The organism is Janibacter corallicola NBRC 107790 (genome assembly GCF_001570965.1).
GTDB classification, from domain to species: domain Bacteria; phylum Actinomycetota; class Actinomycetes; order Actinomycetales; family Dermatophilaceae; genus Janibacter; species Janibacter corallicola.
Map to the genome: position 1 here is coordinate 1 of NZ_BCSR01000003.1, position 16,777 is coordinate 16,777.

The following is a 16,777-nucleotide window of genomic DNA, read 5'->3' on the forward strand; positions in this document are numbered from 1 at the left end:
CGGCGCCCCCGGCAGGATTCGAACCTGCGGCCCCTGGTACCGGAAACCAGTGCTCTATCCCCTGAGCTACGGAGGCTGGATGTGAATGCCGGACGAGGTTAGCACCGGCGGGCGCCGTCCCGAGAATCGGGCGCGGTCCGAGGCGGGGGCCTCGTCGACCTAGACTGGCCGATCGTGACCCCCGATGAGCTCTCCCACGCGATCCGTGACGCCCTGACCGCCGCCGTCGAGGCCGGCGACCTGAGTCTCGAGGTGCCCACCGAGATCCGCGTAGAGCGACCGAAGGGGAAGGGGCACGGCGACTGGACGAGCAACATCGCGATGCAGCTGGCGGGGCCGGCCGGCAGGAAGCCGCGCGACCTCGCCGACGTCCTCGCCCGCCGGCTCGAGGCGAGCGAGGGCATCGCCTCGGTCGACGTCGCCGGCCCGGGCTTCCTCAACGTCACCCTCGAGGCCGCCTCCGCCGGCGAGCTGGCCCGGACCATCGTCGAGGCCGGCGCCGACTACGGCCGGGGCGACAGCCTCGCCGGGCACACGGTCAACGTCGAGTTCGTCTCGGCGAACCCGACCGGTCCGCTGCACATCGGCCACACCCGCTGGGCCGCGCTCGGGGACTCCATGCGACGGCTGCTCGCCGCCTCGGGCGCCGACGTGACCGCCGAGTACTACATCAACGACGCCGGCGCGCAGATGGAGAACTTCGCCGCCTCCGTCCTGGCCCGGGCGAAGGGGGAGCCCACCCCCGAGGGCGGCTACCCCGGCGCCTACGTCGACGACCTCGCCCAGAGCGCGCTGAGCGCCCGCCCCGACCTGCTCGACCTGCCCGAGGAGGAGGCGCTCGCAGAGGCACGCGCCCTCGCCTACGCCGCGCAGCTGGAGGACATCAAGGGCACCCTGGCCGACTTCGGCGTGCACTTCGACGTGTGGTTCTCCGAGAAGTCGTTGCACGACGGGGGAGCGGTCGAGGCCGCGATCACCCGGCTGCGCGAGCAGGGCCACGTCGAGGACCGGGACGGTGCGGTGTGGCTGCGCACCACCGAGTTCGGTGACGACAAGGACCGCGTCCTCGTGCGCACCGACGGCATCCCGACCTACTTCGCCTCCGACGCCGCCTACTACCTGAGCAAGAAGGACCGCGGCTTCCCCGAGAAGCTCTACCTCCTCGGCGCCGACCACCACGGCTACGTCGCCCGGCTCAAGGCGATCGCGGCCTGCGCGGGGGACGACCCGCAGCGCAACATCGAGATCAAGATCGGTCAGCTGGTCAACCTCGACGGCGCCAAGCTGTCCAAGCGCGCCGGCAACATCATCGAGCTGCGCGACCTGATCTCGTGGATCGGTTCGGACGCCGTGCGCTACTCCCTGGGCCGTTACCCGGCCGACTCCCCGCTGAGCCTGGACGGGGAGGCGCTGCGCAGGCAGACCAACGACAACCCGGTCTTCTACGTCCAGTACGCCCACGCGCGCACCTCCAACGTCGCCCGGCTCGCGGCCGAGGACGGCATGACCCGGGAGGGCGGCTTCGACCCCTCGCTGCTCACCGACCAGACCGAGGCGACCCTGCTCGCGGCCCTCGGGGACTTCCCCCGCGTCGTCGCCCAGGGCGCCGAGCTGCGCGAACCGCACCGCGTCGCGCGCTACCTCGAGGGCCTGGCCACCCACTTCCACAAGTGGTACGACACCTGCCGCGTGCGCCCGCGCGCCGACGAGGAGATCACCGACACCCACCGCACTCGACTCTGGCTCAACGATGCCACCCGGCAGGTGCTGGCCAACGGCCTGGACCTGCTCGGCGTCTCCGCGCCGGAGCGGATGTGAGGCACTGATGGCGACGAACATGAGGGCCCACGAGGCCGGGATCCTGCACGCCGACGGGTACGGCACCGCCCCGCAGTGGTTGCCCTACCCGGAGGACGTCACCGAGCTCATGCCCGAGCTGTGGGCGGGCAACGTCCGCCGCTCCCGCAGCGGCGAGATCACCGTGGCCGGGCTGCCGGTCACCGAGATCGCGCGCGAGTTCGGCACGGCGGCCTACGTCATGGACGAGGGCGACTTCCGCGCCCGCGCCCGCGCCTTCCGCGACGACTTCACCGCCCCCTTCGCCGCGCTGGCCGGCGCCGACGTCTACTACGCCGGCAAGGCCTTCCTGTGCACGGCCGTCGCCCGCTGGATCAAGGAGGAGGGGCTCTTCCTCGACACCTGCTCCGGCGGTGAGCTGGCGGTCGCGCAGCGGGTGGACTTCCCGCCGGAGCGCGTTGCGCTGCACGGCAACAACAAGTCCCGCGAGGAGATCCACCGGGCCCTCTCCTGGGGGATCGGACGGATCGTCGTCGACTCCTTCGCCGAGATCGACCGGGTCGCCCAGATCGCCACCGAGCTCGGCGTCGTCGCGCCGGTCATGGTCCGCGTGACCGTGGGGGTCGAGGCGCACACCCACGAGTTCATCGCCACCGCGCACGAGGACCAGAAGTTCGGCTTCTCCCTCGCGGGCGGGCAGGCGCGCGAGGCGGTCGACGCCATCGTGGCGAAGGGGGACCGCCTCCACCTGCTCGGCCTGCACAGCCACATCGGCAGCCAGATCTTCGACACCTCCGGCTTCGAGATCGCCGCCCGGCGGCTCATCGCGCTGCACACCGAGGTCGCCGACGAGCACGGCATCGCCATGCCGGAGATGGACCTCGGCGGCGGCTACGGCATCGCCTACACCTCCGAGAACACCCCGCTCACGGCCGAGGAGCTCGGCTTCCAGATGGCCGAGCTCGTCGAGCGCGAGCTGAAGGAATTCACCGACGGGCACCCGGAGGCCCCGCTGCCGCGGATCTCCATCGAGCCGGGGCGGGCCATCGCGGGACCGAGCACCTTCACCCTCTACGAGATCGGCACCATCAAGGACGTGACGATCGGGCCCGAGGAGGAGATCCGCACCTACGTCAGCGTCGACGGCGGGATGAGCGACAACGTGCGCACCGCCCTCTACGGCGCGGACTACTCCTGCGCGCTCGCCAGCCGTGACTCCACCGCCGACCCGCGCCTGGTGCGCATCGTCGGCCGGCACTGCGAGAGCGGCGACATCGTCGTCATGGACGAGTACCTGCCCGAGGACGTCACCGTCGGCGACCTCGTCGCCGTCCCGGCCACCGGCGCCTACTGCCGCAGCCTGGCCAGCCAGTACAACCACACCCCCCGGCCGCCGGTCATCGCCGTGCGCGACGGGGTGGCCCGCCCCATCGTCCGCCGCGAGAGCATCGAGGACATCCTCGCCCTCGACGTGGACGACCCCGCCGAGAACCAGGAGGCCCGATGACCGACTCCGGCCAGACCCCCCTTCGTGTCGCGCTGCTCGGTGGCGGCGTCGTCGGTGGCGCCGTCGCCCGCATGCTGGCCACCCAGGCGGACGACCTCGCCGCGCGCATCGGTCGCCCGCTGCAGCTCGTCGGCGTCGCGGTGCGCCGCGCAGGGAAGGACCGCTCCGAGACCGGCATCGACCCGGAGCTGTTCACCACCGACGCCGAGGCGCTGCTGGACCGCGCGGACATCGTCGTCGAGCTGATCGGCGGCATCGACCGGGCCCGGGAGCTCATCCTCGCCGCGATGGAGCGGGGCGCCTCGGTCGTCACGGCCAACAAGGCGCTGCTCGCCGAGGACGGCCCGACGCTCTACGCGGCCGCCGCCGAGCACGGCGTCGACCTGTACTACGAGGCAGCGGTGGCCGGCGCGATCCCGATCCTGCGCCCGATCCGCGACTCGCTCGCCGGTGACTCCATCCAGCGGGTCATCGGCATCGTCAACGGGACGACGAACTTCGTCCTCGACGCGATGGACACCAGCGGTGCCGGCCTGCCGGAGACCGTCGAGCAGGCCCAGTCGCTCGGGTACGCCGAGGCCGACCCGACGGCAGACGTCGAGGGCTTCGACGCCGCAGCGAAGGCCGCGATCCTCTCCTCGCTGGCCTTCCACACCCGGGTCGCGAGCAGCCAGGTCCACCGCGAGGGCATCACCTCGATCAGCTCCCGCGACGTCCAGGCGGCCAGGGAGATGGACGCCACCGTCAAGCTGCTCGCGATCTGTGAGCGCGTGGAAACCCCTGCCGGAGTTGGCGTCTCGGCACGCGTGCACCCGGCGATGATCCCGCTCACGCACCCGCTCGCGTCGGTGCGCGGGGCCTACAACGCGGTCTTCGTCGAGGCGGAGGCCGCCGGCCAGCTGATGTTCTACGGGCAGGGGGCCGGTGGCGACCCGACCGCGAGCGCGGTCCTCGGTGACATCGTCGCGGTGGCCCGCACCCGGGTGGGTGGGGGCCACGGCCCCGGCGAGATCGCCTACGCCGACCTGCCGGTGCTGCCGATGGGTGAGGCGATCACCCGCTACCACGTCAGCCTCGACGTCGCGGACCGGCCGGGCGTGCTGGCCGCCGTCGCGCAGGTCTTCTCGGACCAGGGCGTCTCCATCGAGACCGTCCGCCAGGAGGTGGGCGGCGACGGGGGCGGACCGCGCGCCGAGCTGATCATCGTCACCCATGCGGCACGCGACGCCGCCCTTACCGCCACGGTCACCGCCCTCGCGGGCCTGGACCAGGTCAACGAGGTCACCTCCGTCATGCGAGTGGAAGGAAGCTGACATGGGCGCACCCCAGTGGCGCGGCGTCATCACCGAGTACGCCGAGCGCCTGCCGATGCTCGAGGGAGCGCCCGTCGTCACCCTCCGGGAGGGCGGCACCCCGCTCATCCCCGCCGAGCACCTCAGCGAGCTCGTCGGGGCGGAGGTGCACATCAAGTACGAGGGGCTGAACCCCACGGGGTCCTTCAAGGACCGCGGCATGACCACCGCGATGTCCGTGGCGGCGGCGAAGGGGGCCAAGGCCGTCATCTGCGCCTCCACCGGCAACACCTCCGCCTCCGCGGCGGCCTACGCCACGAAGGCGGGCATGACCTGCGCGGTGCTCGTGCCCGAGGGCAAGATCGCGATGGGCAAGCTCTCCCAGGCCATCGCCCACGGCGCGACGCTGCTGCAGGTCGAGGGCAACTTCGACCACTGCCTCGGCGTGGCCCGCAAGCTCGCCGAGGCCTACCCGGTCGAGCTGGTCAACTCGGTGAACCCGGCGCGCATCGAGGGGCAGAAGACGGCCTCCTTCGAGATCGTCGACGCCCTCGGTGACGCCCCCGGCATCCACTGCCTGCCGGTCGGCAACGCCGGCAACATCACGGCCTACTGGCGCGGGTACCGCGAGTACGCGGCCGAGACCGAGGGCGTCGGCGGCCCGCTGGCCGCCGTCGCCACGCGGACCCCGCAGATGTGGGGCTTCCAGGCGGCCGGCTCCGCGCCGATCGTGCTCGGGCACCCCGTCGACGAGCCGGAGACCGTCGCGACCGCGATCCGGATCGGCAACCCCGCCTCGTGGCGGCAGGCCGAGGAGGCGCGGGACGACTCCGGCGGGTCGATCGGGGCCGTCACCGACGAGGAGATCCTCGACGCCCACCGGCTGCTCTCCTCGCGGGAGGGGATCTTCGTCGAGCCGGCCTCGGCCTCCTCGGTCGCCGGGCTGCTGCAGGCCCACGCCGCCGGCCGCGTCCCGAAGGGCGCGACGATCGTGTGCACCGTGACCGGCCACGGTCTGAAGGACCCGCAGTGGGCGCTGAAGAACGCCGACGGCTCGGACGTCGAGCCGGTCCGGGTCCCTGCCGAGGCCTACGCGGTCGCCGCCGAGCTGGGTCTGCAGGACTGACCCTTGGGCCTCGCCGTCGGCACCTCCGCCACCCTGCGGGTCCCCGCCTCGAGCGCGAACCTCGGTCCCGGCTTCGACTGCGTCGGGATGGCCCTCGGGGTCTGGGACCAGATGACCGCCACGGTCACCGAGCGCCCGGGGCTGGTCATCGAGGTCACCGGCTCCGGCGCCGGTGAGGTGCCTCTCGACGAGAACCACCTCGTCCACCGGACGATGGTCACCACCTGGCAGCACCTCGGCGTGACCCCGCCGCAGGGGCTGCACCTGTCCGCGGTGAACGAGGTGCCCCACGGCCGGGGCCTCGGCTCCTCGGCGACGGCGATCGTCATGGGCGTCGCGCTCGCGCACGTGCTCGCGGCCGCCGGGGACGCGCGCGACGGCGCCGCGGGGGAGGGGCCGCTGCTGGACCTGGGGCGGGTCAACGCCCTCGCCTGCGCGCTGGAGGGCCACCCGGACAATGCCTCGGCGAGCGTCTTCGGGGGAGCGACGCTCTCCACGACCGACGGGGACCGGCCGTGGCCGCAGACCCGGACCGTCCCCCTTCGGCTGCACCCGGAGGTCACTCCGTACGTGCTCGTCCCGGAGGCGACGCTCAGCACGCACACCGCGCGCTCGGTGCTGCCCGACGTCGTCGCGCTGCCCACCGCCGCCGCCCACGCCGCGCGCGCCGGGCTGCTCGTACATGCGCTCACCGTCGATCCCGGTCTGCTGCTCGAGGGGACCCGCGACCTGCTCCACCAGGAGGCGCGCCGCCCGAGCTACCCGGAGTCGATGGCCCTCGTCGACGCGCTGCGCGCCGAGGGCCTCGCGGCGACGATCTCCGGCGCCGGTCCCTCGGTCCTCGTGCTCACCGCGGGCGAGGAGCCCGGGCGGATCGAGGCGGTCGCGGGCTCGGGTGCCACCCCGTGGCGGGTGCTGGCCCCCGGTGTGCCCGAGCGGGGCGTGCACGCCGTCTCTGATACATTGTGAGTGCTCCACGGGCCCACTGACCGGTGATCGCACCGGATTCCACGGGCAGGAGTTTTTCCCCCCGGACGTGAGCGGCCTTCGCCGACTCCGGCTCCGCACGCGGCATCTGGGGTTCTGAGAAGAAATCCCGCTCTTGACGGGAGTCAACAGGCCTGCCGTCCACGGGGGCCGCACGACGAGGGAAAGGGTCCTTCGTGACCGAAACCACCACCGGCGAGACCACCTCGGAGAAGCCGCGCCGCTCCGGCGCGCTCAGCGCCATGCGCCTCGCCCAGCTCCAGCAGCTCGCCACGAGCATGGACATCAACGTCACGGCGAAGATGCGCAAGAGCGACCTCATCGAGGCCATCCGGGCCAAGCAGTCCGGCTCCTCCGCCCCGGTGCCACAGGCCAAGGAGGCGAAGGGGGCCGCCGCCCCCGAGCAGCCGGCCGCGTCGGCCGTGCCGGAGACCACGCCCGCCCCGGAGACGACGTCTGCGCCGGAGACCACGTCGGCCGACACGCAGCACTCGAACGAGCGCTCCTCGGGCAACGACGGCCGGGCTCGCGGCGGCAACCGCGGCGACCGGGACGACAACGGCAACAACCGTGGCGATCACCGCGACCGGGACGACCACGGCAACCGCGGTGACAACCGGGGCGATCGCGACCACGGCGGCAACAACCGCGACAACCGTGGCGACAACCGCGACCGGGACAACAACGGCAACCGCGGTGACAACCGGGGCCGCAACAACGACAACCGGAACGAGCACCGGAACAACAACGACGACGACCGCGGTGGCCGTCGCCGGAACCGCAACCGGGGCCGCAACCGCCGTGGCCGTGGGGGCGGCGGCAACCAGGTCGAGGACCACGAGCCGCAGATCAACGAGGGCGACGTCCTCGTCCCGGTCGCGGGCATCCTCGACGTCCTGGACAACTACGCCTTCCTGCGCACCTCCGGCTACCTCGCCGGGTCCAACGACGTCTACGTCCCGCTCGGCGTGGTCAAGCGCTACGGCCTGCGCAAGGGCGACGCCGTCACCGGCCAGGTCAAGGGTGCCCGCGAGGGCGAGGAGCCGCAGCAGCAGACCATCAAGGGCAAGCACAAGGGGCGCTACAACCCGCTGGCGAAGCTCGAGACGGTCAACGGCCTGACCCCCGAGGACGCCCGCCGCCGGGCGAACTTCGGCCAGCTGACCCCGCTCTACCCGCAGGAGCGACTGCGGCTGGAGACCGAGTCCGGCGCCCTCACCACCCGGATCATCGACCTCGTCTCGCCGATCGGCAAGGGTCAGCGCGGCCTCATCGTCGCGCCGGCCAAGGCCGGCAAGACGATGGTCATGCAGTCGGTCGCCAACGCGATCACGACGAACAACCCCGAGTGCCACCTCATGGTCGTCCTCGTCGACGAGCGTCCCGAGGAGGTCACCGACATGCAGCGCGCGGTCAAGGGCGAGGTCATCTCCTCGACCTTCGACCGCCCGGCCGACGACCACACCACCGTCGCCGAGCTGGCCATCGAGCGCGCCAAGCGCCTCGTCGAGATGGGCCACGACGTCGTCGTGCTGCTCGACTCGATCACCAAGCTGGGCCGCGCCTACAACCTCGCCGCCCCGGCGAGCGGGCGCATCCTCTCCGGTGGTGTCGACTCGGCCGCGCTGTACCCGCCGAAGAAGTTCTTCGGCGCCGCGCGCAACATCGAGAACGGCGGCTCCCTGACGATCCTCGCCACCGCCCTGGTCGAGACCGGCTCGCGGATGGACGAGGTGATCTTCGAGGAGTTCAAGGGCACCGGCAACATGGAGCTCAAGCTCGACCGCGGCCTGGCCAACCGCCGGATCTTCCCCGCCGTCGACGTCAACGCCTCCGGTACCCGCCGCGAGGAGATCCTCCTGGCGCCGGACGAGCTGAAGATCATGTGGAAGCTGCGCCGGGTCCTCGCCGCCCTCGACACCCAGCAGGGTGTCGAGCTCCTCCTGGACCGGCTGCGCAAGACGAAGACGAACTACGAGTTCCTCCGCCAGGTGCAGCAGACCTCCTCGATCAAGCTCGAGGACGACGAGACCGCCTGACGTCGGTACTCCTTCGCGGGATGGCGACGGGGGCCAGCCCTTGGCCCGCCTCCGGTCCCTGAGGTGCGACGAGCGCTGGCGAGGAGCCTCGGAGGGGTTGTCGTGGACCGCTCCTCCCTTCGAGGCTCGCTTGCTGCGCAAGCTCGCACCTCAGGGAGCGGGGCTGGGGGCCGTGCGGCTTCGCCCTCAGGGAGCGGGGCTGGGGCCGTGCGGCTTCGCACCTCAGGGGGCGGGGCGGCATCATGGGGTCATGTCCCCGCGTTCGCCCCGGCTCCCACGCCGTTCGAAGGAGACGCCGGAGCACCTGCCCGGCCCGGTCGAGGGCTCGATCATCCGCCCCGCCACGCAGGAGGACATCGCGACCATCGTCGCGCTGCGCGCCCTGCTCTTCGAGGCGACCGGCGCCCCGCCGGAGGTCGTCTCCGACACCGCCTGGCAGCAGGACGCCGCCCGGTGGTTGCAGCTGCGCCTGGCCTCCGGCGACGCCCACGTCGTCGTCGCCGAGGCACACGGGACGGTCGTCTCCTGCGTCATGGGTCAGGTCGTGGACCTCATGCCCTCGCCCCACCGGTCCGGGCCCGGCGGCCGCGTCAGCAATGTCGCAACCTTCCCGCGCCACCGGCGCCTGGGCTTCACCGGCGCGATCATCGAGGCGGTGCTCACGTGGTTCCGCGAGGAGACCGACGTCGAGGTCGTCTCGGTGGGTGCGACCGAGGACGGGCGCTCGATCTACGAGCGTTTCGGCTTCGAGGAGGCCGCCTTCCCCGAGATGCGGCTGCGGATCGACCGCACGCCGGCCGAGGAGGAGGGGGAGTAGCCCCCTTCGCCCGCTGGTGGGGAACAATCTCCCCCGGGTGAGTGTTTTGGGGGGTGTGCCACAGGTCTGGCACACTTGACTGTTGGTCCCGGTTCACGGCCGGCGGGACAGAAGACCGCAGCTGTGGGTTCCCGACGAGGGCGCAGCGCCGACCCGGGCCAGACGAAGACCCAAGGAGCACCACGTGCAGAAGGACATCCACCCCGCATACGAGACCACCACGGTCACGTGCACCTGCGGCAACACCTTCACCACCCGCAGCACCGCTGCCAGCGGCGAGATCCGCGCCGAGGTCTGCAGCAACTGCCACCCGTTCTACACCGGGAAGCAGAAGATCATGGACACCGGTGGCCGCGTGGCCCGCTTCGAGAAGCGTTACGGCAAGAAGGCTGCCGCCAAGTAGCCCACCCGATGCGCCGGTCAGCCCACCCGGGTTGACCGGCGCATCTGTGTCTGTCGGCGCGCCCGGTCCTGCGACGCGTCCCGCGAGATCGAGAGGCGAGAAGGATGATCGAGTCGGTCGAGGCGCTGCTCGCCGAGCACGCCGAGCTGGAGGCCGCCCTGGCCGATCCCGAGGTCATCGGGGACCACGACCGGCTGCGCGACGTCAACCGCCGCTATGCCCGGCTCACCCCGGTCGTGACCGCCCACCGGCAGCACGAGGCGGCGCTCGGCGACCTGGAGGCTGCCCGCGAGCTGGCCGAGGAGGACCCCGCCTTCGCCGAAGAGGTCCCGCCGCTCGAGGAGGCGGTCGCCGCCGCGGAGGACCGGCTGCGCCGACTGCTCATCCCGCGCGACCCCGATGACGACCGGGACGTGCTGCTGGAGATCAAGGCGGGCGAAGGGGGCGAGGAGTCCGCCCTCTTCGCCGGCGACCTGCTGCGGATGTACCTGCGCCTCGCGGAGAAGCACGGCTGGAAGGTCGAGGTCCTCGAGTCCACCGAGTCCGACCTCGGCGGCTACAAGGACGTGCGGGTCGCGGTCTCGGCCACCGGCACCCCGCAGCCGGGCGAGGCGCCGTGGGCCCGCCTGAAGTACGAAGGGGGCGTGCACCGGGTCCAGCGCGTCCCGGTCACCGAGAGCCAGGGGCGCATCCACACCTCCGCCGCCGGCGTGTGGGTCATGCCCGACGTCGGTGACGTCGCCGAGGTGGAGATCGACAGCAACGACCTGAAGATCGACGTCTACCGCTCCTCCGGGCCCGGCGGGCAGAGCGTGAACACCACCGACTCCGCGGTGCGGATCACCCACCAGCCGACCGGCCTCGTCGTCAGCTGCCAGAACGAGAAGTCCCAGCTGCAGAACAAGGAGCAGGCGATGCGCGTGCTGCGCGCCCGGCTGCACCAGATGGCGATGGACGAGAAGGCGGCCGCGGAGGCCGAGGTGCGCGCCTCCCAGGTGCGCACGGTCGACCGTTCCGAGCGGATCCGGACCTACAACTTCCCCGAGAACCGGATCAGCGACCACCGCACCGGCTACAAGGCCCACCAGCTCGACGCCGTCCTCGACGGCGCGCTCGACCCGGTCATCGACTCGGCGGTGGCCGCCGACGAGGCCGCCAAGCTGGCGGCCCTCGCCGGGGACGAGGGGTGAACCCCCTTCGCTCGCTGGTGAGGGAGGCCGTGGCAACCCTCACCGAGGCAGGGGTCGCCTCCCCCCGCGCGGACGCCGTGGCGCTGGTCGCGCACGTGCTCGGCGTCGGGCCGGGTGAGCTCGAGCGCCGCCTCGTCCTCGGTGAGGAGCTCTCCGAGGAGGGGGTCACGCGCTTCCGCGACCTCGTGGCCGAGCGGGCGGCCCGGGTGCCGCTGCAGCACCTCACCGGCCGCGCCGCCTTCCGCCGGCTGACGCTGCACGTCGGGCCGGGGGTCTTCGTCCCCCGTCCGGAGACCGAGGGCGTGGCGGGGCTCGCGATCGAGGCGCTCGCGGGACGGGAATCGCCGATCGCGGTCGACCTGTGCACCGGCTCCGGCGCGCTCGCGCTCGCGCTCGCCGACGAGGTGCCCGGCGCCCGGGTGCTCGCCGTCGAGGTCGATCGGCTGGCCCTGGCGTGGACGGCCCGCAACGTCGCGGCGACCGGGCTGCCCGTCGAGGTGCTCGCCGCGGACGCGACGGCCCCGCCGGAGGAGGAACCGGCGCTCGCCGAGCTGCTCGGGTCGGTCGACGTCGTCGTCAGCAACCCGCCGTACGTCCCGCAGGAGATGGTCCCCGTCGACCCCGAGGTGGCCGAGCACGACCCGGCGGTCGCGCTCTTCGGGGGCAGCGCGGACGGACTGCGCATCCCGTTGGCCGTCGCCGCCACCGCTGCCCGGCTGCTGCGCCCCGGTGGCCTGCTCGTCATGGAGCACGCCGACGAGCAGGGGGAGAGCCTGCCCGCCGCGCTCACCGCGACCGGCGCCTGGACCGACGTCACCGACCACCGCGACCTCGCCGGTCGCCCCCGGGCCGTCACCGCGTCGCGCTGCATCACCTGACCGCGACGCACGTATGGTGGAGGCCATGAGTCCCGTCGTCGACGCCACCGGAGACGACCGCGGCCCGAGCATCGAGCGCACCGTCGATGCCGTCCGACGCGGTGAGGTGGTCGTCATCCCCACCGACACCGTGTACGGGATCGGCGCCGATGCCTTCGACGCGGCCGCGGTCGCCGACGTCCTCGAGGCGAAGGGGAGGGGTCGGGACATGCCCCCGCCCGTCCTCGTCCCCGAGGTCCGCACCATCGACGGCCTGGCCCGCGCGGTGCCCGACTTCGCCCGCCGCCTCGTCGAGGAGTTCTGGCCCGGGCCACTGACCCTCATCCTGCTCGCCCAGCCCACCCTGCACTGGGACCTCGGCGAGACCGCCGGGACCGTCGCCCTTCGCATGCCCGACGACGAGGTGGCCCTGGAGGTGCTGGGCGAGACCGGACCGCTGGCCGTCACCAGCGCCAACCGCACCGGCCAGCCCGCCGCGACGACCGTCACCGAGGCCGCCGCCTCGCTCGGTCCGGCCGTGACGGTCTACCTCGACGGCGGACCACGCACCACCCAGTCGCCCTCGACGATCATCGACTGCACCGGCGAGCGCCCCGAGGTGCTGCGCCAGGGCGCGATCAGCCGCGAGCAGCTCGTCGCCGTGCTCGGCGAGGGCTTCGACCGGCCCGCCGACGCGGGGGAGGACGCCGGCGACGTCATCGACGCACCGACCGATCCCACCGATGCCGCGCCGGAGGAGCCGGAGTGGCAGGATCCTGCACCAGAGCAGGACACGCCAGAGCAGAGCACGACCGACACGGAGGCACAGCAGCGATGACCGACGACACCTTCTACGGCTCCGACTTCGGGGCGCTGGAGGCCTTCGACCCGGAGCTCAGCGGCATCCTGCTGAGCGAGCTGGAGCGCATCCGCGGCGGGTTGCAGCTCATCGCGAGCGAGAACATCTGCTCCCCGGAGGTGCTGACCGCGCTCGGCTCCACCCTGAGCAACAAGTACGCCGAGGGCTACCCGGGCCGGCGCTACTACGGCGGCTGCGCCGAGGTCGACAAGGCCGAGGAGCTGGCCATCGAGCGCTGCAAGAGCCTCTTCGGCGCAGACCACGCCAACGTCCAGCCGCACTCGGGAGCGAGCGCCAACCAGGCCGTCTACGGCGCCTTCCTCCAGCCGGGGGAGAAGCTGCTCGCGATGTCCCTCCCGCACGGCGGCCACCTGACCCACGGCACGAAGGTCTCCTTCTCCGGCAAGTGGTTCGACGCGGTGCACTACGGGGTGCACCCGGAGACCGAGGACGTGGACTACGACGAGATGGAGCGCCTGGCCAAGGAGCACCGCCCGAAGGTCATCTGCTCCGGCGGTTCGGCCATCCCGCGGTTGCTGGACTTCGACCGCATCCGCGCGATCTGCGACGAGGTCGGCGCGATCATGTGGGTCGACGCCGCGCACTTCATCGGTCTCGTGGCCGGCCAGGCCATCCCGAGCCCGGTTCCCCAGGCGGACGTGGTCACCTTCACCACGCACAAGGTGCTGCGGGGCCCGCGCTCCGGCGCGCTGGTGTGCAAGGAGGAGCACGCCAAGGCCCTGGACAAGGCGGTCTTCCCGATGCTGCAGGGCGGCCCGCAGATGAACACCATCGCGGCGAAGGCGGTCAACTTCAAGGAGGCCGCCACCCCCGCCTACCAGGACTACGCGAAGAACGTCATCGCCAACGCCAAGGTGCTCGCCACCGAGCTCGCCGAGCGGGGCATCCGCCCGACGACCGGCGGCACCGACACCCACCTGGCCCTGCTGGACCTGCAGGGCGTGGGCGTCACCGGCAAGGAGGCCGAGGCCCGCAGCGACGCGGCCGGCATCACCCTGAACAAGAACGCCATCCCCAACGACCCGCAGAAGCCCTCGATCGCCTCCGGCATCCGCGTCGGCACCCCGAGCGTGACGACCCAGGGCATGGGTGCCGACGAGATGGTCACCATCGCGGAGCTGATCCACACCGCAGTGACGAAGGGGGACGGCGACCCCGATCACGAGGTCTCCCGCGAGGTCCGTGGCCGGGTCACCGAGCTGGTGACCACCCACCCGGCGTACCCGCGCTGATCCGCGCCCCCCGGTCGGAGGAGAGGCGATGAGGGAGTACCTCTTCGTCTTCCTCGTGGCTCTGGCCACCACCTACCTGTGCGTCCCGGCGATGCGGGCGCTGGCCGTGCGGGTCGGTGCCTTCACGCAGGTCCGGGCCCGGGACGTCAACGACGTCCCGGTGCCCCGGCTCGGCGGGGTGGCGATGTACCTCGGGTACGCCGCGGCCACGCTCACCGCCTGGCGGATGCCCTTCCTGCGGCAGGTCTTCGACTCCTTCGAGCTCGTCGGCATCCTCATCGGCGCCGGCCTCCTGTGCCTGCTGGGCGCCCTCGACGACATCCTCGAGCTCGACGCGCTGACCAAGCTCGGCGGCCAGATGGTCGCGGCGGCGATCATCGCCTTCGCCGGCGTGCAGTTCTACTCGCTGCCGGTCGGCGTCATCACCGTCCTCCCCGCCCCGCTGCTCGTGCTGCTCACGATGTTCGTCGTCGTGCTGTGCATCAACGCGGTGAACTTCATCGACGGCCTCGACGGCCTCGCCGCGGGTCTGGTGACGATCGCCGCGACCGCCTTCTTCCTCTACAGCTACCTGATCTCCTCGGCCTACTCCTCGCCGAACGTCTTCGCCGCCGCCACCTTCGTCGCGGCCGGCCTCGCCGGGTGCTGCGTGGGCTTCCTGCCGCACAACTTCTACCCGGCGCGGCTCTTCATGGGCGATTCCGGCTCGCTCGTCCTCGGCCTGCTGCTGGCCGCCGGCGCGATCCTGACGACCGGCTCGGTCAACCCCGCGGACGTCGGCGGCACCAACCGGGTGGCCGCGACGGTGCTGCCGCTGCTCATCCCCATCTCGATCATGCTGCTGCCGCTGCTCGACGTCGCCTGGGCGGTCGTCCGCCGGACCGCCCGCGGCCAGCGGCCCTGGCAGCCGGACAGCCAGCACCTGCACCACCGGATGCTGCGCATCGGCCACGGGCACCGCCGGGCGGTGCTCCTGCTGTGGCTGTGGGCCTTCGTCGTCGCGATGGGCTCGGTGAGCTTCGTCTTCCTCCCACCGCTGGTCGCCGCGGTCGGGGGAGTGCTCATGCTCGTCCTCGCGGCTGCCCTGACCGTCTGGCTGCCCCGGTTCTCCCGGCCGGGGCACCGTCCGAAGGACTTCGACGGCCAGGAGCCGGCGGCCGGGGCCTGACCGAGCTGGGATGCCCGGGCCCGAAGCGGTCGAGTCCTTCGCTCTTCCGACGATGCCGCCGCCCGGTCCTGCGTACAGTGAGCCCTGCTCGTCACCTCAGACCGGAAGGGCCGTCCACCACATGGGTGCAGAGAAGCATGTTTCGACTGAGACGTATTTCCCCGTCGAGGAGTTGTGGTCCGCGTTGATTCACGTGGTGCAGCGCTCCGGGTATGACATCGGTGGCCTGAGCAACGAGATGCATCAGATGTTCTTCAGGAGTGGTAAGTCCGCCACGTCCTGGGGACACATGTATGCCGTGACCGTCCTGCCGTCGGGTTCCGAGTCGACCCTGAACCTGACTGTGACAGGCATCCCGGGGGCGCCGACCTCACTCATGGATGGCCGCAAGAACAAGAAGGCCGCCCAGAAGTTCCTCAGTGACCTGGAGGCGGTCTTCCAGGGGGACGAAGGCCCCTTCCCCGAGCCGGTGGAATCGTTCGCGGTGCTCAGCGATGGCACCACCGTCCCGTGGACCGAGGGGGACTACCCCGGGGTCTGATCAGGTCGCACCACAGGCGGGCGATGCCTGTTGCAGGTCCGTTCGGTCACACAAGAGAGGTGTCGCATGCGCTCGCACGAGACGGTGGAGGAATGGGCCAGAACGGCCGAGTTCCCGGAGCCGATCGTCTGGGGTGACGTCGAGGCAGGCATTCTGACCAGGGAGCCGAGGAAGGGTCCCGGCCTGCCCGTTGGAATGTGGGTGCGTGTGGTGCTCGCGTGGGTCGGGATCGCCGCCTTCGTGATCGTGGTCTTCGGAGCATCCTTGTTCGGGCTGGTCTTCGTCATCCTCGGCAACGTCATTCAGGGCCTCGGGTGGGACTGGGACATGGCCGCCCGAGTGGCGTTCGTTGTCGCGATACTGGTGGAGGTGCCGTCCTTCCTGACCTGGCTGGAAACGCGTCGCCGATCAGCCATGAGCACGGCGGTGAGTACGCTCACCCTGGTCGCCTCTGTCGCCGCGTGGATCGTCATTCTCCTCGGTGAGGGGTTCAGCATCTCCTGGCTGTCGCTGTTCGTCACCGTCGCTGCAGTCAGTGCGCTGGTCGTGCTCGTGCTCGGGCTGCGGTCGAAGCCCGAGGGGAGACCGAAAAACCGGATACCGCCCCGTCGGGGCCCACGGGGCTATCGAAAGCGAGCCGACTACACGGACGCTCGGGCCCAGGTGCTCCAGATCCTGCAGAAGCGTCGGCTGGTCACGGTCGACGAGGCCGACGAGCAGCGCCTCAAAGAGATGCCCCTGGGGTACTGGGAGGAGCTGGACGGTGTCGACGAGAAGGAGTGGCGCCGGATCCTGGAGTACCGCCACGTCGGGTGGCGGGACTTCGACGAGAGTGATCGGCGGGCTTGGCCGCCACCCCGAGCTGAGGATCCGGACACCCCCCGGCAGGGCGCCGGTCGATCGCGGCGCGGGCACGGTGGATGAGTCGCCGCGACGATTGG

15 protein-coding genes and 1 tRNA gene are annotated in these 16,777 nt (G+C 71.7%); 15 read left to right on the plus strand and 1 reads right to left on the minus strand.

The window, feature by feature from the left end:
* Positions 1–3: 3 nt before the first annotated feature.
* Positions 4–76: transfer RNA gene (locus JCO01S_RS02020), tRNA-Arg, on the minus strand.
* 98 nt (positions 77–174) lie between these two features.
* Here JCO01S_RS02020 and argS point away from each other — a divergent pair.
* From argS to JCO01S_RS02095, 15 genes are all read left to right on the plus strand, one after another.
* A complete protein-coding gene (argS, locus tag JCO01S_RS02025; RefSeq protein WP_068249960.1) occupies positions 175–1,818 on the plus strand; it encodes an arginine--tRNA ligase in 1,644 nt (547 codons plus the stop codon).
* 19 nt (positions 1,819–1,837) lie between these two features.
* Positions 1,838–3,304: a diaminopimelate decarboxylase gene (lysA, locus tag JCO01S_RS02030; protein ID WP_068250305.1), complete on the plus strand. Its 1,467-nt coding sequence runs from the start codon at positions 1,838–1,840 to the stop codon at positions 3,302–3,304.
* On the plus strand, positions 3,301–4,617 hold the full coding sequence (locus JCO01S_RS02035) for a homoserine dehydrogenase (RefSeq protein WP_068249962.1): 1,317 nt from the start codon (positions 3,301–3,303) through the stop codon (positions 4,615–4,617). Before lysA ends, JCO01S_RS02035 begins: the two co-directional genes overlap by 4 nt.
* Position 4,618: 1 nt before the next feature.
* A complete protein-coding gene (thrC, locus tag JCO01S_RS02040; protein ID WP_068249964.1) occupies positions 4,619–5,722 on the plus strand; it encodes a threonine synthase in 1,104 nt (367 codons plus the stop codon).
* 3 nt (positions 5,723–5,725) lie between these two features.
* Complete coding sequence (locus JCO01S_RS02045; protein ID WP_068249966.1) at positions 5,726–6,691, plus strand: homoserine kinase; 966 nt, start codon at positions 5,726–5,728, stop codon at positions 6,689–6,691.
* 194 nt (positions 6,692–6,885) lie between these two features.
* Entirely contained in the window at positions 6,886–8,748 is a 1,863-nt protein-coding gene (rho, locus tag JCO01S_RS02050; RefSeq protein WP_068249968.1) for a transcription termination factor Rho, read from the plus strand.
* Between the two features lie 250 nt (positions 8,749–8,998).
* On the plus strand, positions 8,999–9,565 hold the full coding sequence (locus tag JCO01S_RS02055; protein WP_068249969.1) for a GNAT family N-acetyltransferase: 567 nt from the start codon (positions 8,999–9,001) through the stop codon (positions 9,563–9,565).
* Between the two features lie 184 nt (positions 9,566–9,749).
* The gene (rpmE, locus tag JCO01S_RS02060) at positions 9,750–9,968 is read left to right on the plus strand and encodes a 50S ribosomal protein L31 (protein ID WP_068249971.1); all 219 of its coding nucleotides are present in this window, start codon (positions 9,750–9,752) and stop codon (positions 9,966–9,968) included.
* Between the two features lie 104 nt (positions 9,969–10,072).
* A complete protein-coding gene (gene prfA, locus JCO01S_RS02065) occupies positions 10,073–11,158 on the plus strand; it encodes a peptide chain release factor 1 (protein ID WP_068249973.1) in 1,086 nt (361 codons plus the stop codon).
* Positions 11,159–11,187: 29 nt separating this feature from the next.
* The gene (prmC, locus tag JCO01S_RS02070) at positions 11,188–12,036 is read left to right on the plus strand and encodes a peptide chain release factor N(5)-glutamine methyltransferase (RefSeq protein ID WP_439645686.1); all 849 of its coding nucleotides are present in this window, start codon (positions 11,188–11,190) and stop codon (positions 12,034–12,036) included.
* Positions 12,037–12,061: 25 nt separating this feature from the next.
* Complete coding sequence (locus JCO01S_RS02075; RefSeq protein ID WP_068250308.1) at positions 12,062–12,853, plus strand: L-threonylcarbamoyladenylate synthase; 792 nt, start codon at positions 12,062–12,064, stop codon at positions 12,851–12,853.
* Positions 12,850–14,127, plus strand: a complete 1,278-nt coding sequence (gene glyA / locus JCO01S_RS02080) for a serine hydroxymethyltransferase (protein WP_068249977.1) — start codon at positions 12,850–12,852, stop codon at positions 14,125–14,127. Before JCO01S_RS02075 ends, glyA begins: the two co-directional genes overlap by 4 nt.
* A 28-nt stretch (positions 14,128–14,155) precedes the next feature.
* Entirely contained in the window at positions 14,156–15,295 is a 1,140-nt protein-coding gene (locus tag JCO01S_RS02085) for a glycosyltransferase family 4 protein (protein WP_068249978.1), read from the plus strand.
* A gap of 193 nt (positions 15,296–15,488) precedes the next feature.
* Positions 15,489–15,836 carry a hypothetical protein gene (locus tag JCO01S_RS02090; protein ID WP_157074439.1) on the plus strand — a complete coding sequence of 116 codons (348 nt, stop codon included), beginning with the start codon at positions 15,489–15,491 and terminating at the stop codon, positions 15,834–15,836.
* A 66-nt stretch (positions 15,837–15,902) separates the two neighbouring features.
* Positions 15,903–16,760 (plus strand): MFS transporter, encoded by an 858-nt coding sequence (locus JCO01S_RS02095; RefSeq protein WP_068249982.1) that lies wholly within the window; start codon positions 15,903–15,905, stop codon positions 16,758–16,760.
* The last annotated feature ends 17 nt before the right edge of the window (positions 16,761–16,777 follow it).

Coding starts and splice junctions, on each gene's coding strand:
- lysA (WP_068250305.1), top strand. CDS start 1,838: ATGAGGGCCCACGAGGCCGGGATCCTGCACGCCGACGGGTACGGCACC.
- JCO01S_RS02035 (WP_068249962.1), top strand. CDS start 3,301: ATGACCGACTCCGGCCAGACCCCCCTTCGTGTCGCGCTGCTCGGTGGC.
- thrC (WP_068249964.1), top strand. CDS start 4,619: ATGGGCGCACCCCAGTGGCGCGGCGTCATCACCGAGTACGCCGAGCGC.
- JCO01S_RS02055 (WP_068249969.1), top strand. CDS start 8,999: ATGTCCCCGCGTTCGCCCCGGCTCCCACGCCGTTCGAAGGAGACGCCG.
- prfA (WP_068249973.1), top strand. CDS start 10,073: ATGATCGAGTCGGTCGAGGCGCTGCTCGCCGAGCACGCCGAGCTGGAG.
- JCO01S_RS02075 (WP_068250308.1), top strand. CDS start 12,062: ATGAGTCCCGTCGTCGACGCCACCGGAGACGACCGCGGCCCGAGCATC.
- glyA (WP_068249977.1), top strand. CDS start 12,850: ATGACCGACGACACCTTCTACGGCTCCGACTTCGGGGCGCTGGAGGCC.
- JCO01S_RS02085 (WP_068249978.1), top strand. CDS start 14,156: ATGAGGGAGTACCTCTTCGTCTTCCTCGTGGCTCTGGCCACCACCTAC.
- JCO01S_RS02095 (WP_068249982.1), top strand. CDS start 15,903: ATGCGCTCGCACGAGACGGTGGAGGAATGGGCCAGAACGGCCGAGTTC.